The sequence below is a fragment of the Kribbella lupini genome, from assembly GCF_039529595.1.
Classification (GTDB): domain Bacteria; phylum Actinomycetota; class Actinomycetes; order Propionibacteriales; family Kribbellaceae; genus Kribbella; species Kribbella lupini.
On the sequence record NZ_BAAANC010000004.1, the window covers coordinates 233,209 to 253,358 of the forward strand.

The following is a 20,150-nucleotide window of genomic DNA, read 5'->3' on the forward strand; positions in this document are numbered from 1 at the left end:
CCGCCCGTCCGCCCGCTAGTTGAGCAGCGCGAACAACGTTGCCGGCAGCACCGAGAACACGACGGCGACCGCCGTGCACGCGGTGATGACCGTGACGGCCGAGTTCTCGATGTTGACCGAGAACGGGGTGTCCTCCGGCGTGCGGAACAATTCGGCGACCCAGCGCAGGTAGACGGCCAGGCCGATCATCACGTTGACCGCCATCACGATCGCCAGCCAGAGCAGGTCGGCGTCGATGACGGACTGGAAGGCCGCGAGCTTGGTGAACAGCCCGGCCAGGCCCGGCGGCAGGCCCGCGAGGACGACCAGGAAGAAGACGAGAGCGGCGGCCAGGCCTGGTTCAGAGCGGAGCATGCCTTGGTAGTCGGTCAGCAGACCGCCGGGGCGGTGGCGCTGAACCACGGCGACAGCTCCGAAGGCTCCGAGGGTGACGACGACGTACGCCGCCAAGTACGCGACGACGGCCTGTGCGTCGCCGACGGCCAGCGGCGCGAGCAGGAAGCCGACCTGGCCGATCGAGGACCAGGCGAGCAGCCGGACGGCGAAGCGCTGGCGCAGCGCGGCGACGTTGCCGACGGTCATCGTCACGGCGGCGAGGATCGCCAGCGCGAGGCGGAGGTCGACGCCACTGGGCGCGATGCCGTAGATGACCAGGACCAGGAGCCCCGCGACACCGGCCGACTTGGACACGACGGCGAGGAACGCGGCGACCTCGACGGGCGCACCGGCGTACGTGTCGGGCAGCCAGCCGTGGAACGGGACCGCGGCGATCTTGAAGGCGAAGCCGACGACCACGAACAGCACCGCCACGAAGGCGACCCGGCGCAGGTCCCCATCGAGTCCCGGGACCCGCGTGGCGAGCGTCTGCAGGTACAACGTCCCCGTCACGCCGTACAGGTACGAGATGCCGAACAGCATCACAGCGGTCGACAGGACCGAGACGAAGAAGGCCTTCAGCGCACCCTCCGACCCGCGGCGATCCCGACGCAGGGCGACCATCGCGAAGCTCGGCAGCGAGACGACCTCGAGCGCGATCACCATCGTCGCGAGGTCCCGCGCGCCGGCGAGAACCGTCGCGCCGACCAGCGCGCTGAGCAGGAGGAAGTGGTACTCCCCCACCGGGATGTCGCGATCGAGCAGTTGGTACGCCGACAGCCACACGACCCCGAGCCCGCCGATCAGCAGCACGGCCCACAACCCGGCGGTCAGCGGCTCGAAGATCAGGCTGCACTCGGCAGGCCCTTCGACCGCGGTCCGGCAGAAGCCGGGACGGAACTGGTTCTGCTGGGTCACCACGTACCCGAGCCCGAACAGGATCGCCCCGCTGCTCACCAGCGACAGGCTCAGGTGCCGCCAGCGCGACGAGCCGGCGCCCCAGAAGCTGTCGATCATCAGGACGGCGACGGCGCCCACCGCGAGGACCAGCGGGACGATGATCGCCTGCCAGTCGGTCCAGGTCATCGTCATAGGAACGTCCAGTGGTCGAGCAGCAGCCAGGGACAGAACCCGAGCACCACGGTCAGCACGACCAGCGGCGCCCAGGTGACCAGCTCGATCCGGCTCAGGTCGACGGCGAACGCGGTCGCCGGGTACTCGGCCGGGTCGCCCTGGCAGAGGTTGCGGATCAGGCGGAGGAAGTACGCCGCGGTCAGCACAGTCCCGAGTCCGGCGATCGCCATCATCACCAGGTACGTCGTGCGCGGCAGGCCGTCGGCCGGCCGGTACGCGCCCATCAGTGCGAGCATCTCGCCCCAGAACCCGGCCAGCCCGGGCAGCCCGAGCGAGGCCAGGCAGGCGAACGTCAGCAGCCCGCTGATCCGCGGCAGCCGCGCGTACAGCGCCCGGCCGATCGCGCGCAGGTCGCTGGTGTCGTGCCGGTCCTTGATCGCGCCGGCCAGGAAGAACAGCAGGCCGGTGATCACGCCGTGCGCGATGTTCGCGAACAGGGCGCCGGCCACGCCCTCGGGCGACATCGTCGCGATGCCGAGGCCGATGAAGCCCATGTGCCCGACCGAGGAGTACGCGATCAGCCGCTTCACGTCGGTCTGCGCGAGGCAGGCCAGCGACCCCGCGACGATCGCCATCGTGGAGAAACCGGCCAGGTACGGCGCGATGGTCGCGGTCGCGTCGGGCAGGACGGGCAGCAGGATCCGGACCATGCCGTAGCTGCCGAGCTTCAGCAGGACGCCGGCCAGCAGGACCGAGCCGACCGTCGGCGCCTTCGCGTGCGCGTCCGGGAGCCAGATGTGCAGCGGCCAGAGCGGCATCTTCACGGCCAGGCCGAGCGCGATCAGGATCGCCGCGGCCAGCGCCGTACCGTGCGACTCGGTGACGGGGATCTGGCCGAGCAGCTCCAGGTCGAAGGTGCCCGAGGTGCGGTAGAGCAGCAGGAAGCCGACCAGCATGACGGCCGAGCCGAGCACGGTCATCAGCACGAACGTGGTCGCCGCGCGGCGCCGTCCGGCCGGGTCGTGGTGGTCGCCCCAGATGTCGATGACCAGCCACATCGGGATCAGCACGACCTCGAAGAACAGGAAGAACAGGATCAGGTCGGCGGCCGCGAAGGTGCCGATCACGCCGGTCTCGATCACCAGCAGCAGCGCGATCAACGAGCGGGTCCGGCCGACGCGTGGGGTGATCCGCAGGGAGTAGAGGCAGCAGAGGAAGACCAGCAGGGCGGTCAGCATGATCAACGGCAACGAGATGCTGTCCACAGCCAGGTGGAAGCGAACTTCCAGCGCCGGGATCCAGGTGAGATCTGTTTCGGCGAAGGCGTGCAACTGACCAAGACCCTGGGCTGTGCGCTCGGTCGACTGCAAGTACTCGATCCACAGCACGACCGAGCCGATCAGCACCAGCCCCGAGATCACCGACCCGTACAGCGCCGCGATCCGATCACCGGTCGACGACGGCAGGGCCCACAACGCCAGAGCGGCGAGCACCGGCAGCGAGAGGATGCTCAGCAGTACGCCGTTCACGCGCCGATCACCCCCGCCAGGATCGCCAGCGCGATCACGCCGGCGACCGCCAGGGTCAGGTAGGTCTGCACGTTGCCCGTCTGCAGCATCCGGAACCCCTGCGACGCGAGCGTCCCCGCACGACCGAACCCGCGCACATATCCCCCGACGACGTCCCGGTCACCCAGGACGGCCAGCTTCGCGAACCACCGCACCGGCACGACCACAGCCTTCCCGTACGCCGCGTCGAAGCCGAGCTCGTGCTCGAGCATCACCGGCCGCGGATCGGCTCCGCGCTGCCACAGCGAGTACGCCGGGAGCGCGCCGATCACGGCCAGCGCGGTCGTCAGGCCGGCCACTGGCCAGCTCACGTGCACTCCGTCGACGTACCCGAGCGCGACCGCGCCGATCGCCAGCAGGACCAGCGGCCCGAGCATCAACCACGATCCGTCCCGCAGCTTCGAGGTGTCGGGGTCCTCAGCGTCGGCCATCGCGTCGTCGTCCTCGAACGCGCCGAGCGCGCCGGCCAGCGCGGGAGTCCGGAAGAACACCCACAGCCACAACCGGACGCAGTAGAACGCGGTCATCGCGGCGGTCAGGCAGACCGACACGAGCACGACCCAGCCGATCGTCGAGCCGTCGCGCGCGTGGTGCCAGGCGGCCTCGACCACCGAGTCCTTGGAGAAGAAGCCGGCGAACCCGGGGACACCGGCCAGCGCCGCGAGCCCGATCGTCATCGTCACGAACGTCACCGGCATCGCCTTGCGCAGCACGCCGCGGCGCGTGTACCGGCGGAGTACGACGAACGCCGCGCTGCCGACCTGGTGCAGCAGCACGCCGGCGCAGAGGAACAGCAGTCCCTTGAACGCCGCGTGCGTGACCAGGTGGAAGAGCGCGGCGTGCCGGCCGTCCGCCGTCCCGAGCGAGAGGCCGGCGAACATGATCGCGAGCTGGCTGACCGTCGACCAGGCCAGGACGCGCTTCACCTCGACCGCGGCCATCGCGCAGAGCGCGGCGAACAGCATCGTCACGCAGGCGATCACAGCCAGGATCTTGAGCGTGTTCTCCGCCGCCACGAACACGTCGTACAGGCGGGCGATCAGGAAGACGCCGGCGGCGACCATCGTCGCCGCGTGGATCAGGGCGCTGACCGGGCTGGGACCGGGCATCGCGTCCGGAAGCCAGGTCTGCAGCGGGACCTGCGCCGACTTGCCGACCACGCCGACCAGCAGCAGCACGGTCCCCGTGGTCAGCGCCGCCGGGGAGATCGGGCTGTCACCGAGCTCGGAGATCCGGAAGGTGCCGTAGCCGAGGCCGAGCACGAAGATGCCGAACAGGAACCCGACGTCGCCCAGCCGGGTGACCAGGAAGGCCTTCATCGCGCCGGCGCGGGCGTCGCGACGCTCCCAGTAGTGGCCGATCAGCAGGTACGAGCAGGCGCCCATCACCTCCCAGCCGATCAGCAGCAGGAACAGGCTGTCGGAGATCACCACGGTGACCATGGCGGCGGTGAAGAGCGTGACGAGTGCCGTGTACGACGCGACGCGGTCGTGCAGGTAGCTGATCGAGTAGACCTGGACGCAGGCCGAGACCACACCGACGACGGCCAGCAGCAGCACGGTCAGGTCGTCGGTGCGGAGGTCGAAGGTCCAGAACGCGGCGCCGGCGCCGGTGCCCGGGAACGAGGTGACCTGCGGGTCCACGCCGTACAGGAGGATCGCGCTGAGGATCACCAGCAGCGAGAAGCCGACGCCGAGCACGCGCCAGGTGGTGGCGATCACCGGTCGACCTCTTGGAGGTCGCGGGCCGCGTCCGCGTCGACGTGCCCGTGGCCGCGGAACAGCAGCAGCACGATCGCCAGCCCGAGGCCGATCTCGGCCGCGGCGATCGTGATCACGAAGATCGCCAGCGTCTGCCCGGTGGCCAGGCCGTCGAGGCGCCAGGCGTCGAAGGCGACCAGGTTGAGGTTCACGGCGTTGAGCATCAGCTCGAACGACATCAGCACGGTGATCGCGTTGCGGCGCGCGAGCACGCCGTACACGCCGAGGCAGAACAGGGCGACCGCGAGCAGCAGCGGGAGAACGAGTGGCATCAGTTCTCCTTCTTGCCCGACCGCTGCGAGAGGACGATCGCTCCGATCAGAGCAGCCAGCAGAAGGACCGAGAGAACTTCGAACGGAAGTACCCACGTACGGAACACGGCGTTTCCGATCGCTTCCGCCGACCCGTCGGGTACCGGCTCGATCTTTTCGTTGCCAAAAGCAACAACTACGCCGGCACCGAGCAGCAGGGCCAGCACTCCGGCCACAATCGCCGCGAACGGGCTGCGGTGCGTGGTCAGCGCCGGCAGCGGGTTGGTCGGCGCTTTGGTCAGCATCAGCGCGAACAGCACCAGGACGACGATCGCGCCGACGTACACCAGGATCTGGACCAGCGCGACCAGCTCGGCGTGCAGCGCGCCGAAGCAGCCGGCGACGGCGCCGAGCGCGACCACGAGCCAGAGCGCCGCGTGCACGATCCGGCGCGAGGTGACGACCATGATGCTCGCGAACAGCGCCACCGCCCCCGCGATGGAGAACAGCGCTGTGGTCACTCGTCGCTCCCCGGCTCGATCACCGGCTCCACGACGCTCGGCCCCGGGTCGATCGGCTGCGGCGCGGGCACGGTCCACATCCAGTCGCGCAGCTTGTCCTTCTCGTGGGTCAGGTTGCGCAGCTCGGTCTCGGCGTACTCGAACTCCGGCGACCAGAACAGCGCGTCGAACGGGCAGGCCTCGATACAGATCCCGCAGTACATGCAGAGGCTGAAGTCGATCGCGAACCGGTCCAGCACGTTCCGGCTGCGCTCGCGGGCCTGCTCACCGACCGACGGCGCGGTCTCGGTGTGGGAGTCGATGTAGATGCACCAGCTCGGGCACTCGCGCGCGCAGAGCATGCAGGAGGTGCAGTTCTCCTCCATCAGCGCGATCACGCCCCGGCTGCGCGGCGGCAGCTCCGGCTGCACGTCCGGGTACTGCTCGGTGACGGCGCGGCGGGACAGCGTCTTCGCGGTGACCTTGAGACCGTCGATCAGACCCTTGCCGGGTAGTGCCACGCCTCCTCCTCCGTCAGTAGTTTCCTGAACGCTGACACTAACCGGTCCCGGCCGGTTACGCCGCGAGCAGGCGTCAGAGTTCGCGTTCGAGCCGGGCCGCGACCTGCCGGTACCGGCTCACCGGCACCAGGTGGACCCCCTCGAAGGCCCCGCTGTCCCGGATCTTCAGCACCTGCTCGCAGGCCGCCTCGACCCCGGCGTCGCGGTCCCGCTCGACGGCCTCGATCAGCCCGTCGGGGATCGCCAACTGCGGGAGGCCGGCCAGGTTCTGCGCCATCTTGGCGCTGGCCAGCACCATCACCCCGGCGTACACGGGGATGGACAGGTCGACGCTCTCGCGCCAGCGCAGCAGCGCGTCCAGGTCGAAGCTGACCTGGACGTAGAGGAAGTCGGCCTCCTTCTTCCAGGTCGGGACCTTGCCGAGCCGCGCGGTCGCACCGACCTGGAACGGGCCGAGGCCCGGGAAGCTGGTCGCGCGGGTCTCCTCGATCATCGTGCGGACGGTCAGCTGGCTGGTCCGGCCGCCCTCGTTCGGGTCGTCGCCGTGGACGAAGAGGAACTGCTCCACGCCGTACGCCGCCGCCGTCAGCAGGTCGCGGCGCAGGCCGAGCAGGTTGCGGTCGCGGGAGTTGAGGCAGGCGATGCCCCGGGCCCCCATCGCCTGGACCTCGTTGGCGACCGCGACGCTGGACACGGTCGCGCGGCCGATGTGGTTGTCGGGGATCAGGAAACCGTCGGCGATCGGGCTCATCACGCCGATCTGGTGCCGGACCTTCTTCAGGTCCGGCCGGGTCGGCGGTTCCACCTCGCAGATCAGCTCCATGAGCGAGACCTTATGCGGTGGACCTGGCCGTTAGTCGAGGGCGGCCAAGCGGTGCCGGATGAACGCCTGCTCGGCGGCGTTGTCGGTGAGGTCGAATGCTGACTGCCAAGCGGCTCTGGCCTCGGCTGGTCGTTGCAGCCGGTGGAGGAGGTCGGCGCGGATGGCGTGGAAGAGGTGGAAGCTGCTGAGGTCCAGGGCGTCGACCAGGGCCAGGGCCTCGGCTGGGCCGTGCAGCTCGGTTACGGCGACGGCTCTGTTGAGTGCCACGACCGGTGTGGGGGTCAGGGCGAGCAGGTGGTCGTAGAGCTGGACGATCTGGGACCAGTCCGTCGGTGGGTCGCTGTGGACGGCGTTGATGGCTGCTTGGAGCTGGTACGGACCTGGTTGGTCGCGGCGTAGGCAGCGGCGTACCAGGTCCTGGCCCTCGGCGATGAGCTGCTGGTCCCACAGCCGGCGGTCCTGCTCGGGCAGCGGGACCAGCCGGCCTTGGGAGGTGCGGGCCGTACGGCGGGAGTGCTGGAGCAGCATCAGCGCCAGCAGGCCGACTGCCTCGGGCTCGTCGGGCATCAGGTCGACCAGGAGCCGGCCGAGCCGGATCGCCTCGTCGCAAAGGTCGGTGCGGACCAGGTCGTCGCCGAACGAGGCGGCGTACCCCTCGTTGAAGATCAGGTAGACCACCGCCAGTACGCCGCGCACCCGCTCGGGCAGGTCGGCGTCGTACGGGATCCGGTACGGGATGCCGGCGGTGCGGATCTTCGCCTTCGCCCGGACCAGCCGCTGGGCCATGGTCGGCTCCGGGACGAGGAAAGCGCGGGCGATCTCCGCCGTACCGAGTCCGCCGAGCAGCCGCAGGGTGAGAGCCACTCGGACGTTCAGGGCGAGTGCGGGATGGCAGCAGGTGAAGATGAGCCGCAGGCGGTCGTCACGCACCGGCCCCTCCTCCACTGGTTCGTCCTGGGCGTGCAGCAGCGCCGCCTGGGCGTGCTTGTCCTCGCGAGCCGCCTCCCGGCGGAGGCGGTCGATCGCGCGGTTGCGGGCGGTCGTGATGATCCAGCCGGCCGGACTGGGCGGCAGGCCCTGCTCCGGCCAGCGCTCGAGCGCTGTCGCGAACGCCTCCTGGACCGCGTCCTCGGCGATGTCCAGGTCCCCGAACGTGCGCGCCAGTACGGCGACCGCCCGCCCGTGCTCGCGCCGGAACACCGCCGCCACATCAACCGGCAAAGGGACGAACCTCCACCGGCAGCGCGACCAGGATCTGCGCCAGCCGGCGCGCCCAGGTCAGTGCCACGTCCAGGTCCTCGACGTCGATCACCGTGAACCCACCGACGTGCTCCTTGCCCTCGGTGTACGGCCCGTCGGTCACCAGCACCTCGTCGCCCTGCTGCCGCAGTACGGTCGACGACTCCGGCGGGTGCAGCCCCGCGCTGAACACCCAGGCACCGGCCTGGCGCAGGTCGTCGTTCCACACCGACAGCTGTTCCATGACGGGCGCCAGGAACTCGTCGTCCGGCACCACGCCGTCCGGCTGGTAGATGCTGAGCAGGTACTGCGCCATCTCGACCTCCTGGTGAGTGTTGTACCTACTACACGAACAGCATCAGCCTGGATCGACAGGCAGCGACACCACAATCTGCAGCCCGCCGCCGTCGCGGGACGAGGCCTGCACCGTCCCGCTGTGCGCCTCGGCCACCGACTGCACGATCGACAGGCCCAGCCCGGCTCCCTTGGCCCCGACCATCCGGTCCGCGCCCAGCCGCCGGAACGGCTTGAACAGCCCCTCCACCTCGTACGGCGGAACGTCCGGCCCGGTGTTGCTCACCTCCACCTCGACCCGCCCGCCCGGCACCGTCCGGCTGGTCACCCGCACCCACCCGTCGTCCACGTTGTGCCGGACCGCGTTCTCGACGAGGTTGTGCACGAGCCGCTCGAGCAGCAGCGCGTCACCGACCGTCGGAGCGTCCCCTGGCTCAGCAGTCACCCGTACGCCGGCAGCAGTCGCCTCACGCGTCAGCTGCGCGACGACGTGGGTGATCACGTCGGCCAGGTTGACCGGGTACACCGCGGTCAGCTCCTTCTCCGTGTCGGCCAGCACGAGCAGACCGCTGATCAACTGCTCGTGCCGGGTGTTGATCTCGAGCAGGCTCTCGCCGAGCTGCCGTACGTCGGGCGACGCGGCCTTGCGGTGCATCGCGATCTCGACCAGCGCGCGGCCGAGCGTCAACGGCGTACGGAGCTCGTGGGACGCGTTGGCGACGAAGCGGCGCTGACCGTCGAAGGAGTGGTCCAGCCGCTCGACCATGGTGTCGAAGGCGTCGGCGAGGTTCTTCACCTCGTCGTCCGGGCCTTCGAGAGCGATCCGCTCGTGCAGGCCGCGGCCCGCTGCCGGCGCGGCAGCGATCCGGCGCGCGGTGTCGGTGACCCGGTGCAGCGGAGCGAGGACGCGGCCCGCGACGATCCAGCCGAAGCCTGCTGCCAGGCCGCCCACGAGGACCAGGGCGATGCCGCCCTGCACCAGCAGCGACTGGGTTGCGGCGGCCCTGACCTGCTTGCGCTGCTCCTCCATCACCCGCTCGGCCTCCGGCCCGGTCAGGACGTCGCCGGCCTCGTTGAGCACGAACAGCTGGTCGGACGGAGGCCTTGGCGTCGCTGCCGGGGCGGTGGTCTTGATGGTGCCGCGGATCACCACCCGGTGGTCCTTGCCCAGCTCCTGGCTGAACAGCAGGTAGGTGACGCCCAGCAGCAGCACGCCGGCCACCATGAACAGCCCGCCGTAGATCAGCGTCAGCCGTGTCCGCAGGCTCATGGGATCCGGTACCCGACGCCGGTCACGGTCTCGACCAGACCGGGCTCGCCCAGCTTCCGGCGGAGCTTGAGGATGGTCAGCCGGACCGCTCCGGTGAACGGGTCCACGTGCTCGTCCCACGCCTTCTCCAGCAGTTGCTCGGCCGACACCGTCGCTCCATCCGCTCTGAGCAGCTCGGCCAGTACGGCGAACTCCTTCTTCGACAGGGGGACGTACCGCTGGTCCCGGAAGACCTCGTGCCTCGCCGGGTCGAGCGTCAGCCCGGCCCGGCGCAGTACTGGTGGATCGGCCGGCCTGCTGCGCCGCCCCAGCGCCAGCACCCGGGCCGCCAGCTCGGTGAACGCGAACGGCTTGGTCAGGTAGTCGTCGGCGCCCAGGCCGAGGCCCTCGACCCGGTCGGTGACGGCTGCGGCGGCGGTGAGCATCAGCACGCGGGTCGGCAAGCCGGACTCGACCACGTGGCGGCACACGTCGTCGCCGTGCACGACCGGGAGGTCGCGGTCCAGCACGAGTACGTCGTACTGGTTGATGCTCAGCCGGTCCAGCGCGGCCGCGCCGTCGCCGGCCAGATCGACCGCGTGGCTCTCGTCGCGCAGCCACTCGGCGATGGCTGCCGCCAGCAACGGTTCGTCCTCGACCACCAGTACCCGCACGCCTCGCCGCCTTCCTTTGCCGCCATCATCCCCGACCGCGGTGTTTCCTCCGTGTTTGCGAGCGTGGAAACGGTCGCGAAACGGGCCGCTGGCTTGGCTGGTGCACACCGATCCACCATCCGAGGAGCACTCATGAAACGACTGTCCGTGCTGGCTGCCATCGCACTGCTTGCCCTGACCGGCTGTGGGGGTGAGCCGGAGAGCAACGGGGTCGCGTCGGGCTCGTCCTCGCCGTCGGCCTCGGCTTCGTCCTCGTCCTCATCTTCGTCCGGTCCGGAGAACCTCAGTCAGGACGAGAAGGGCGTGAAGTTCGCCCAGTGCCTGCGTGAGCACGGGCTCGACGTCGCCGATCCCGAGCCGGGCAAGGGGATCCAGCTCAAGTTCGGGCCCGAGTCCGGTCTGAGTCGTGAGCAGGTCGACAAGGCGATGGAGGACTGCCGCAAGTACAGCCCGCAGGGCGACGGCGCGCCGAACCCCCAGCAGGAGGAGAACGGCCGCAAGTTCGCCGCCTGCATGCGGGAGAACGGCGTGGAGAAGTTCCCGGACCCGAAGCCCGGTCAGCGCGGCATCATGATCGACCAGGAGACCGGCCAGGACCCGGACCTTGAGAAGGCGCAGGCCGCCTGCCAGAGCATCCTGGCGGGCAAGTGAGGTCTCGGACCACCTGGACTGCTGCCGCCGTACTGGCCGCCGGCGGCGTGCTCAGCGCCGTACTGCTCACCAGGACCGACAGCAGCCAGGCCGCTGACCAGACCGAGCCGCTCAGCACGGCCAAGGTGACTCAGCAGACGCTGAAGGACACGGAGTCGGCCGACGGTGAGCTGGGCTACGGGACGACGAGCACGCTGGTCGGACGGCGCGCCGGGACGGTGACCGGGCTGCCGGAGAGTGGGCAGCTGTTCCACCGGGGGCAGACGCTCTACTCGGTCGACAACGCTGGGGTCAGCTTGATGTACGGCGCGCTGCCGGCGTACCGGCGGCTGTCTGTCGACAGCGAGGGGGCGGACGTGTTGCAGCTCGAGCAGAACCTGGCGGCGCTTGGGTACGACGGGTTCACGGTGGATGACGAGTACACCGCGAACACCGCTGAGGCTGTTGAGGAGTGGCAGGAGGACCGGGGGCTGCCGGAGACAGGGGCTGTCGAGCTGGGACAGGTGGTGTTTGCTGCCGGGCCCGTGCGGGTGGACAGCGTTTCCGCTCGTGTCGGTGCGCCGGCGGGGCCTGGTCAGACCGTGCTCACCTACACCGGGACCCGGAAGGCGGTGACCGTGCGGCTGGAGGCCGCTGATCTGAGGCTGGCCAAGAAGGGTGCTGCGGTGAGTGTTTCGCTGCCGGACGACAGCGTGGTGCCGGGCAAGGTCGAGAAGGTGTCGACGGTGATCGTGCCGGCGGCCTCGCCGGACAAGGAGCCGACCACCGAGCTCGAGGTGATCGTTGCCATCGACAACCAGAAGGCGCTGGCCGCTTATCCGACGGCGGCCGTCGATGTGACGTTCGTGGCCTCGGAGCGGCGGAACGTGTTGACCGTGCCGGTGGCTGCGTTGCTCGCTTTGAGCGAGGGTGGGTTCGGGGTCGAGGTGAGTGACTCTGGCGGTTCGCGCTATGTGCCGGTGAAGACCGGGCTGTTCGCCGGTGGCCGGGTGGAGATCTCCGGCGGCGGGATCAAGGCCGGGGACTCCGTGGGGGTGCCGAAGTGATCGCGCTTGACGACGTGACGAAGGTGTACCCGGGCGGCGTGACGGCGCTCGGCGGGGTGTCGCTGCGGATCGACCCCGGCGAACTCGTCGCGATCGTCGGTCCGTCCGGTTCGGGCAAGTCGACGATGCTCAACGTGCTCGGCACGCTCGACCGCCCGACCTCGGGCTCGGTCCGCATCGACTCGTACGACGTCGCGCGGCTGTCCGACGCCGGGTTGTCGGCGCTGCGGGCGAGCCGGATCGGGTTCGTGTTCCAGCAGTTCCACCTGGCGTCCGGCGTACGGGCCATCGACAACGTCGCCGACGGCCTGCTGTACTCCGGCCTCCGCTCCCGCGAACGCCGCCGCCGAGCCGCCGCCGCGCTGGACCGCGTCGGCCTCTCCCACCGCCTCGACCACGAGCCCCACGAACTCTCCGGCGGCGAACGCCAACGAGTAGCCATCGCGAGAGCCGTAGCCGGCGACCCCGCGATCCTCCTCGCCGACGAACCCACCGGAGCCCTCGACTCCCACTCCGGCGCCGGCGTCATGCACCTGTTCCACACCCTCAACACCACCGGCACGACGGTCGTCATCATCACCCACGACCGAGACATCGCAGCGTCCCTCCCCCGCCAGATCCACATGCGAGACGGCCTGATCACCGAGGAGGTCCACTGATGCCCGCGGACCGGTTGCAGCCGGCGCGGCTCTGGCCTGGGGACGTGCTGAAGGTCGGAGCGGTTGGACTCAGGACTCGGCCGATGCGCGCCTTTCTCTCCGCGCTCGGGATTGCCATCGGGATTGCGGCGATGGTTGCCGTGGTGGGGATCTCGTCCTCGTCGCGGGCCGAGCTGGATGCGACGTTGGATGCCCTCGGCACCAATCTGCTGACCGTCGAGCCCGGTACCCGGTTGACCGGCGAGCAGGCCGAGCTGCCTCTGGAGGCGGAGAAGATGGTCGGCCGGATCGGCCCCGTACGGGCGCAGTCCGCGATCGGGCGGGTGGACGACGCCAACGTGTACCGGACCGGCAAGATCCCCGTCGTCGAGACCAACGGCATCGTCCCGTACGCCGCCAGGACGGATCTCCTCGACACCATCGGCGGCACGATCCGCAGCGGGAAGTGGCTCGACGCCGCGACCGGCTCGTACCCGGCGACCGTCCTCGGCGCGGCAGCCGCCGAGCGCCTCGGCATCACCCGCGCCGGGCCGGACACCCAGGTGCTGATCGGCGACGAGTGGTTCACCGTGCTCGGCGTACTGGCCCCGGCCGCGCTCGCTCCCGAGCTCGACTCGGCCGCGCTCATCGGCTGGCCGGCGGCAGGCCGCACGCTCGGCTTCGACGGGCACCCGACGAAGATCTACACCCGCTCGGCCGAACGCCAGGTGGACGCCGTCCGCGCCGTTCTCGGTGCCACCGCGAACCCCGAAGCGCCGAACGAGGTCCAGGTCTCCCGCCCGTCCGACGCACTCGCCGCCCAACAGGCCGCGGGCGAAGCCTTCACCGGCCTCCTGCTCGGCCTCGGCGCGGTCGCCCTGCTCGTCGGCGGCGTCGGCGTCGCGAACATCATGGTGATCTCCGTCCTCGAACGCCGCGCCGAAATCGGCCTCCGCCGCTCCCTCGGCGCAACCCGCGGCCAGGTGCGCACCCAGTTCCTCACCGAGTCGCTCCTGCTGTCCGCGTTGGGCGGCCTAGGCGGCGCCGCCCTCGGCAGCGGCGTCACCGCCGTCTACGCGGCGTACCAGGGCTGGCTCACGGTGATCCCGCTCTGGGCAGTCACCGGCGGCATCGCCGCCACGCTGATCATCGGCGGAGTAGCCGGGCTGTACCCAGCCATCCGGGCGTCCCGCCTATCCCCCACGGAGGCCCTCGCCACGCCGTAGCCAGTACGCCGAACGCCCGGCCGACGCGCACCACTGATCAACCTCCCGCCCCGCCCGATCCCCAACGCGACTCAGGCGTGGCCTCGGCACCCGACGCAAGGTTGATCAGTGGTGGGCGTCGGCCCAACACGACCGAGCGCTCCCTTGACCAGTACGCCGACGTGCACCACCCACCAACCCGCCACTCAGCCCGATCCCCGATGCCGCTCAGGCGTGGGCTCAGCCGCCAACGCGAGGTTGGTGGGTGCTGCACGTCGCCCTCAACGCGCGGTTGGTGGGCGGTGCACGTCGCCCTCAACGCGAACAGTGCCCCCAGACTCGCCGCCGGGCTCGACGACGGCCCCTCGCCGTTGCCGGTGCGGTCGGCGCTGTGGATGTGCGGGGTGTGGTGGTTGCTGAGCCGCCGGGCTCGACGACGGCCGCGCCCCGCCGTTGTCGGCGCGGTCGGCGCTGTGGACGCGCGGCGTGTTGTGGTTGCTGAGCCGCCGGGCTCGACAACGCCCGCCTCCGCCGTGGCCAATGCGGCCGGTGCTGTGGACGTGCAGGGGGTGGTGGTTGCTGAGCCGCCGGCCGGGCGCCGCACACGCACGGGCCCGTCGGCCACCGCGTGCTCGCGACCGTCCACCACTCACTAACCTTCCGCCATTACCCGATCCGCGACTCCGTCACGCTTGGCATTATCGACCGACGGAAGGTTGGTGAGTGGTGCGCGTCCGCCTTCGGCGCCGGGACCGACTGACTCGGCGCTGCCGGTGACTCCGCCAGCGACATCCGGACGTCGATCAACGCCGGGCTGGACATGATCACGGTGCCGACCGGTACCAGGGCACGGCGGCCGCCGTCCCCAGCCTGAGCAGGTGACGAGGCGGACCATCGACGCCGATGGTGTCGCGGGTTGCGGCAGCGAGCTCGTCACGCCGACCCTCGAATGCGGCGCTCCGGCCGGCGTCACCCGCGGCCTGGTGATCGCTTCGGCGGTCCAGGACCCGGCGAGCGTCGGCTCGCAGGCCTGCCGCAGCGGGTGGGCGGCCGCGGTGCGGCGGCTCGGGCGTGCGTGCGCGAGATCGGGCGTGCTCGCGGCGAGATGGGGGTTACTGCGCAACGGGGTGGCGAGCGTGCGGCAGACGAGTGGACGGGTGTGTGCTTGGCGGGGTGCGGGCGGGTGCACGGCGGTCGGCAGGCGCGCCGGGCGGGGCAGGCGCGGGCGACGCGGGCGGGGCAGACCCCCCCCCGGACGGGCGGGGCAGGCCCCCGGGCGGGCGGGGCAGGCCCCCGGGCGGCGCGGGCGAGGCAGGGCCCGGGCAGGGCGGGCGGGGGCGGCCCCGGGGCGACGCGGGCGGGCAGGGCGAGTTGCCGAGCACCTGCGGCGGTCGAGCGACCAGCCAAGGTTGCCGGACAGTTTCGCCGGCGGCGGCCGCTGTCCGTCGTCCGGCGACAGCTCAGAAGAAGACGATCACTCCGGCGCCCGTGAGCGCGAGCTGGATGAGCGCTACCGGCACCAAGCCCTGCCACGCGAGCTTTTGGAGCTGGTCGGCGCGCAGCCGCGGGAAGGCGACGCGGACCCAGATCACCACCAGGGAGACGATCGCGATCTTCAGCAGGGCCCAGATCCAGCCGATCGAGTCCGGGCCCGGGCCGCTCCAGCCGCCGAGGAACAGGACCGTTGTCAACGCAGCGAGGACCACGATTCCGGCGTACTCAGCGAGCAGGAACATCGCGAAGCGGAGGCCGGTGTACTCCGTGTACGGGCCGAAGATCACCTCGGAGTCCGCGACCGGCATGTCGAACGGCGGGCGTTGCAGCTCGGCGAGGCCGGCGATGAAGAAGACCACGAGACCGGGCAGCTGCCAAAGCAACCACAGCGGGCTCCACTGCTCGACGATGCCGGTGAAGCTCAGTGTCCCGGCGGCGACCGCGACGCTCGCGGCCGACAGGACGAACGGCAGCTCGTAGCTCATCAGCTGGGCGGCGACGCGCAGACCGCCGAGCAGGCTGTACTTGTTGCCGCTGGCCCAGCCGGCCATCAGCGAACCCAGTACGCCGATGCTCATCACCGCGAGCACGAAGAACAGGCCCGCGTCGAGATCCGCGCCGACGATGCCGGGGGCGATCGGGATCGCGGCGAGCGCGGCCATGTACGGCAGGATCGCGACGACCGGCGCCCACTCGAACACGCGCTTGTCCGCGGCGGCCGGCGTGACGCTCTCCTTCTGGACGAACTTGACCCCGTCCGCGACCAGCTGCGCCCAGCCGTGGAACCCGCCGGCGTACATCGGCCCGAGCCGCGACTGCATGTGCGCCATCACCTTGTGCTCGGCCTGACCGACCACCAGCGGCGCGACCAGGAACGCGACCAGCACGCCGACGACCCGCAGTACGAACTCGAGCATGTGCGCACCCTACCGACTCCGGCTTGACCTCAACCAATGTTGAGGGCCAAGGCTGGGGACAACCGAGCGAAGGAGCAGCACATGATTCTGGTCACCGGGGCCACCGGGAACGTCGGCCGGCACGTCGTCGACGGCTTGCTGGCGCGCGGCGCCGATGTACGGGCGCTGGTCCGGCAACCGTTGCTGGCCGGGCTGCCGGATGGGGTTGAGGTGGTTGCGGGCGACATCACCGAGCCGGAAACCGTACGGAAGGCTGCGGCGGGAGCCGAGGCGGCGTTCCTGCTCTGGCCGTCGTACAGCGCGGACGGCGCGGCGCCTGTGGTCGCGGCGTTGACCGAGCAGGTGGCGCGGGTCGTGTACCTGTCGGCGCTGAACGTGGACGACGCGCAGCCGGCGTCGCTCAACGGTGTTTGGGGGCAGGTCGAGGAGCTGCTCGCGGAGTCGGATGCCGACTGGACGTTCCTGCGGCCGGGTGGGTTCGCGACGAACACGCTGGAGTGGGCCGAGGAGATCCGGTCAGGCGAGCCCGTCGCGATGCCGTCGCCGAAGGCCGGCCGCTCGCTGATCCACGAGCGGGACATCGCGGACGTCGCGGTACTCGCGCTGCTGGACGAGTCGCACAGCGGGAAGAAGTACCTGCTGACCGGGCCGGAGGTGCTGACGCAGGCGGAGCAGGTCGCGGCGATCGGCGCGGCGGTCGGGCGGGAGATCCAGGTCGAGGAGCAGTCGGCCGAGCAGGCCCGCGCGGCGATGCTCGCCGCCGGCGCGGATCCGGTGTTCGTCGAGTCGGGTCTGCGGTACTGGGAGTCGCTGGTGGACAGTCCTGAGCCGGTGCACTCGACGTACGCCGAACTGACCGGGCGGCCCGGCCGGACCTACCAGGAATGGGTGGATGAGCACCGCGACGAGTTCCGGGTGTTGTCGACCCAGGAGGTCGCGGCGGAGTTTGTCGAAGCGTTCCGGACCGGGGAGTTCGCGCGGGGGACGAAGTTGCAGGCGGCGGACGTCGTACGGGTCTCTCCGTCGGAGTACGCCGGGGAGCTGGTCGGGCAGGTCGCGATCATGGAGAACGCGGTACGGGCGTTGGGCGGCCACCAGATCACCACGGTCGACATCCTCGGCCCGCTGGTCTCACCAAACCACTTCGCCGCCCGCTTCACCTTCCACTTCGCCGGCGAGGAACCCGAGACGACCAAGCTGTCCCTCTACACGGTCACCAAGGGCAAGATCACCCGCGAGGAGGTCTTCTACTACACCGAACCGGTGAACTGATCAGCTCTCGGCCGGCGGGGTGGTGGGTTCTGCCGGTGCGGTGGGAGCTGCTTTGCGGGTACGGCGTTCGCCTGCTGCGCCGGCTCGCCGCGGGCGGGCGGGGGTCGAGGCGGCTTGGGCCGGGGCGAGCGGGTCCGGGTCGGGGGAACCGGGTGGGCGGGGGCCCCAGGTCTCCGGGTCGGGGACGCCGGGTGGGAGGGTGCGGCGGCGGGAGGGGGCGCCGGTTTTGGGGGCGTGGTCGGACTCGCCGGGTTCCTTGGCGCCGGGCCAGGGCTTCGCCACGCGGGAGGCGAGGACGAACTCCTTGCGCAGGGGGTGGCCCTCGAACTCGTCGGGGAGCAGGAGCGGGACCAGGTTCGGGTGCCCGGGGAAGTCGATGCCGAACATCTCGTGGGTCTCGCGCTCGTGCCAGTTCGCGCCGGCGTACACCTCGGACAGCGTCGGCAGCGCGGCGCCGGCGCGCGGGACGAGCGTGCGGACGAGCAGGTGCTCGACGTGCGCGCCGCCCCAGAAGTCGGCCAGGTGCGTCACCAGCCGGAACCCGTCGGTCAGCTCGTCGCTCGCGGTCAGGAAGTCGAAGAAGATCAGCCCGACCTCGTCACGCAGGATCTCGTGCGCGGCAACCCAGGCGTCAGCCGGTACGTCGACCGTCGGTACGCCGAAACTGTCGGACCCCGTCGCCGCGATCCCGGCCTCGGTCAAGGCCGTCAGCATGTGCCCAGCCCCGGACTGCTCGGGTCGTCCTGCCTCCGGCTGCGCCGATTGCTCCGGGCTCGCACTCTCGGGGATTGCAGCACCCGACTGCTCGACCCGCGCGGCGCCGGCCTCTGCCTGCTTCGGACTTCCGCCCTCCCGGGACGCAGCGCCGTCGGCGGCCGCCGTACCCGGTTGCTTAGCGCTTGCGGCGTCCGGCTGATCGACCCGCCCGGCGGCGCCAGGCTCCGGCGACGCCGGCTGCTCCAGGGCGCCCTCTTGCTCTTCGCTCACTGGGGGTTCACCAGGCCGCGGGTCAGGGCCTGGGCGGACGGCTCGTAGCGTGACGTGACGTTCTCGCCGGCGATCTTCTCCTGCAGCTTCAGGATTCCCTGCAGCAACGCCTCCGGTCGCGGCGGGCAGCCGGGCACATAGACGTCGACCGGGATGATCTGGTCGACGCCCTTCGTCACGCAGTACGAGTCCCAGTACGGGCCGCCGGAGTTCGAGCAGGAGCCGAAGGAGATCACGTACTTCGGCTCGGGCATCTGGTCGTACAGGCGCTTGATCGCCGGCGCCATCTTGTCCGTGACCGTGCCCGAGACGACCATCAAGTCGGCCTGCCGCGGGCCGGGCGCGAACGGGATCACGCCGAGCCGGATGAAGTCGTGCCGGCCCATCGACGCCGCGATGAACTCGATCGCGCAGCAGGCGAGCCCGAAGTTGAACACCCAGAGCGAGTACTTGCGTCCCCAGTTCAGCAGGTACCGCACCGGCTCGGGCGCCAGCCTCGCGAGCGCACCCACAGCCGGCCGCACCGTCGGCATCGGCAGGTGCACCGCGTGATCAGCCATGGCGTCAGCCTAGTCTCAGAACCTCCTCGGCGAGCACTTCCGGATACTCCAGCGGCGCGAAGTGCCCGACGCCGTCGACGAATCGCAGCGTCACGTCGCTGAAGAAGTCGTCCAGCCGGTCCGACCACTCCCGCGGGAACAGCGGGTCGAACTCGGGCCACACCACCGAAGTCCGTACGCCGATCCGCCGCGCGGGCTCCGGCACGACCTCGGCGACCGACGCCGCGACTGCTCCCGCACCCGCCCGGTACCAGTTGATCGACGCCGTGAACGCGCCCGGCACCGAGTATTTCTCGACCAGCTGATCCAGCTCCGGCTCGAAGCCCGGCCCGGACCAGTGCGTCCAGAAGTGCAGCAGATAGGCCCGTACGGCGTCCGGCCTGCCGTCGATCAGCTCCTCGACCACCAGCAGCTTGTGGAACGGCTGGTACCAGAACTCCGCCTGCGCCCGCTCCCCGAACACCCGCGTCCCGATCCCGGGCAACGGCGGCGCGACCACCAGCCCGCCTAGCGCGTCCGGCTGCGCCTTGGCGATCGCCTGCGCGATCCGGCTGCCGATGTCGTACCCGACGAGCACCGGCCGATCCAGCCCGAGCTCGTCGATCAGCCCGAGGACGCTCCGCCCCTGCGCGACGGCGTCGTACTGACCGTCGACCTGGTGCTTGTCCGAGTCCCCGAAGCCGCGCAGATCCGGCATCACCACCTGACGCCCGGCGTCGACCAGCATCGGCGCCAGCCGGCGATAATCGGACCGATCACCGGGCCAACCATGAAGCAGTACGACGGCCGGCCCGTCGCCTGCTCGGTCGTACGCCAACCGAAACCCGTCCACCTCAGCACTGGTCAGCACAACCACCAGCTAATCAGGTACCGGTGACCGGCAGCCCAAACCCCAGGACTTGGGGGTGGGAGGGGGGAATCGTCGCCCCGGAGCCCTGGCGGCGTCGCCGCCGGGCAACCCGCTCTTCGACCGCACCCTCAGTCGATCAGGTGCCCCGGGCCTGATGGTCAGACCGCCTCCGACCGCAGCCTCAGCCGATCACGTGCACCCC

19 protein-coding genes and 1 pseudogene are annotated in these 20,150 nt (G+C 70.6%); 5 read left to right on the forward strand and 15 right to left on the reverse strand.

Annotation, left to right across the window (positions count from 1 at the left end):
* Nucleotides 1-15: 15 nt before the first annotated feature.
* The 11 genes and pseudogenes from ABD235_RS34210 to ABD235_RS34260 form a co-directional block, all read right to left on the reverse strand.
* Nucleotides 16-1,467: an NADH-quinone oxidoreductase subunit N gene (locus ABD235_RS34210; RefSeq protein ID WP_344181791.1), complete on the reverse strand. Its 1,452-nt coding sequence runs from the start codon at nt 1,465-1,467 to the stop codon at nt 16-18.
* Nucleotides 1,464-2,978, reverse strand: a complete 1,515-nt coding sequence (locus ABD235_RS34215) for a complex I subunit 4 family protein (RefSeq protein ID WP_344181793.1) — start codon at nt 2,976-2,978, stop codon at nt 1,464-1,466. Before ABD235_RS34215 ends, ABD235_RS34210 begins: the two co-directional genes overlap by 4 nt.
* The gene (locus ABD235_RS34220) at nt 2,975-4,738 is read right to left on the reverse strand and encodes an NADH-quinone oxidoreductase subunit 5 family protein (protein ID WP_344181795.1); all 1,764 of its coding nucleotides are present in this window, start codon (nt 4,736-4,738) and stop codon (nt 2,975-2,977) included. The genes ABD235_RS34215 and ABD235_RS34220 overlap by 4 nt, the downstream gene beginning before the upstream one ends.
* Nucleotides 4,735-5,049 (reverse strand): NADH-quinone oxidoreductase subunit NuoK, encoded by a 315-nt coding sequence (gene nuoK, locus ABD235_RS34225; protein ID WP_344181797.1) that lies wholly within the window; start codon nt 5,047-5,049, stop codon nt 4,735-4,737. The genes ABD235_RS34220 and nuoK overlap by 4 nt, the downstream gene beginning before the upstream one ends.
* On the reverse strand, nt 5,049-5,549 hold the full coding sequence (locus ABD235_RS34230; protein WP_344181798.1) for an NADH-quinone oxidoreductase subunit J family protein: 501 nt from the start codon (nt 5,547-5,549) through the stop codon (nt 5,049-5,051). The genes nuoK and ABD235_RS34230 overlap by 1 nt, the downstream gene beginning before the upstream one ends.
* Nucleotides 5,550-5,698: 149 nt before the next feature.
* Nucleotides 5,699-5,914, reverse strand: a pseudogene (locus ABD235_RS34235) (4Fe-4S binding protein); the annotation flags it as partial.
* A 208-nt stretch (nt 5,915-6,122) separates the two neighbouring features.
* The gene (locus ABD235_RS34240; RefSeq protein WP_344181800.1) at nt 6,123-6,872 is read right to left on the reverse strand and encodes a methylenetetrahydrofolate reductase; all 750 of its coding nucleotides are present in this window, start codon (nt 6,870-6,872) and stop codon (nt 6,123-6,125) included.
* A gap of 30 nt (nt 6,873-6,902) precedes the next feature.
* A complete protein-coding gene (locus ABD235_RS34245; protein ID WP_344181802.1) occupies nt 6,903-8,093 on the reverse strand; it encodes an RNA polymerase sigma factor in 1,191 nt (396 codons plus the stop codon).
* Nucleotides 8,083-8,427 carry a YciI family protein gene (locus tag ABD235_RS34250; protein WP_344181804.1) on the reverse strand — a complete coding sequence of 115 codons (345 nt, stop codon included), beginning with the start codon at nt 8,425-8,427 and terminating at the stop codon, nt 8,083-8,085. Before ABD235_RS34250 ends, ABD235_RS34245 begins: the two co-directional genes overlap by 11 nt.
* Nucleotides 8,428-8,469: 42 nt before the next feature.
* Nucleotides 8,470-9,675, reverse strand: a complete 1,206-nt coding sequence (locus ABD235_RS34255; RefSeq protein ID WP_344181806.1) for a sensor histidine kinase — start codon at nt 9,673-9,675, stop codon at nt 8,470-8,472.
* Nucleotides 9,672-10,328, reverse strand: a complete 657-nt coding sequence (locus ABD235_RS34260; RefSeq protein ID WP_344181808.1) for a response regulator transcription factor — start codon at nt 10,326-10,328, stop codon at nt 9,672-9,674. The genes ABD235_RS34255 and ABD235_RS34260 overlap by 4 nt, the downstream gene beginning before the upstream one ends.
* A 132-nt stretch (nt 10,329-10,460) precedes the next feature.
* Between ABD235_RS34260 and ABD235_RS34265 the strand changes: the two genes are divergently transcribed.
* From ABD235_RS34265 to ABD235_RS34280, 4 genes are all read left to right on the forward strand, one after another.
* The gene (locus ABD235_RS34265; protein ID WP_344181810.1) at nt 10,461-10,979 is read left to right on the forward strand and encodes a hypothetical protein; all 519 of its coding nucleotides are present in this window, start codon (nt 10,461-10,463) and stop codon (nt 10,977-10,979) included.
* Nucleotides 10,976-12,025, forward strand: coding sequence for an efflux RND transporter periplasmic adaptor subunit (locus tag ABD235_RS34270; protein WP_344181812.1), 1,050 nt, complete (start codon nt 10,976-10,978; stop codon nt 12,023-12,025). The genes ABD235_RS34265 and ABD235_RS34270 overlap by 4 nt, the downstream gene beginning before the upstream one ends.
* A complete protein-coding gene (locus tag ABD235_RS34275; RefSeq protein WP_344181815.1) occupies nt 12,022-12,684 on the forward strand; it encodes an ABC transporter ATP-binding protein in 663 nt (220 codons plus the stop codon). The genes ABD235_RS34270 and ABD235_RS34275 overlap by 4 nt, the downstream gene beginning before the upstream one ends.
* A gap of 83 nt (nt 12,685-12,767) precedes the next feature.
* The gene (locus ABD235_RS34280; RefSeq protein WP_344181817.1) at nt 12,768-13,889 is read left to right on the forward strand and encodes an ABC transporter permease; all 1,122 of its coding nucleotides are present in this window, start codon (nt 12,768-12,770) and stop codon (nt 13,887-13,889) included.
* 1,439 nt (nt 13,890-15,328) lie between these two features.
* Here ABD235_RS34280 and ABD235_RS34285 read toward each other — a convergent pair.
* Nucleotides 15,329-16,279, reverse strand: coding sequence for a complex I subunit 1/NuoH family protein (locus ABD235_RS34285; RefSeq protein WP_344181819.1), 951 nt, complete (start codon nt 16,277-16,279; stop codon nt 15,329-15,331).
* Nucleotides 16,280-16,360: 81 nt separating this feature from the next.
* On the opposite strand from ABD235_RS34285, the gene ABD235_RS34290 reads away from it, so the two are divergent.
* The gene (locus ABD235_RS34290; RefSeq protein WP_344181821.1) at nt 16,361-17,551 is read left to right on the forward strand and encodes an NAD(P)H-binding protein; all 1,191 of its coding nucleotides are present in this window, start codon (nt 16,361-16,363) and stop codon (nt 17,549-17,551) included.
* On the opposite strand, the gene ABD235_RS34295 is transcribed toward ABD235_RS34290, so the two are convergent.
* From ABD235_RS34295 to ABD235_RS34305, 3 genes are all read right to left on the reverse strand, one after another.
* Nucleotides 17,552-18,265: an NADH-quinone oxidoreductase subunit C gene (locus ABD235_RS34295; protein ID WP_344181823.1), complete on the reverse strand. Its 714-nt coding sequence runs from the start codon at nt 18,263-18,265 to the stop codon at nt 17,552-17,554.
* 269 nt (nt 18,266-18,534) lie between these two features.
* The gene (locus ABD235_RS34300; RefSeq protein WP_344181825.1) at nt 18,535-19,098 is read right to left on the reverse strand and encodes an NADH-quinone oxidoreductase subunit B; all 564 of its coding nucleotides are present in this window, start codon (nt 19,096-19,098) and stop codon (nt 18,535-18,537) included.
* A 4-nt stretch (nt 19,099-19,102) separates the two neighbouring features.
* Entirely contained in the window at nt 19,103-19,948 is an 846-nt protein-coding gene (locus tag ABD235_RS34305; RefSeq protein WP_344181828.1) for an alpha/beta fold hydrolase, read from the reverse strand.
* Nucleotides 19,949-20,150 lie beyond the last annotated feature (202 nt).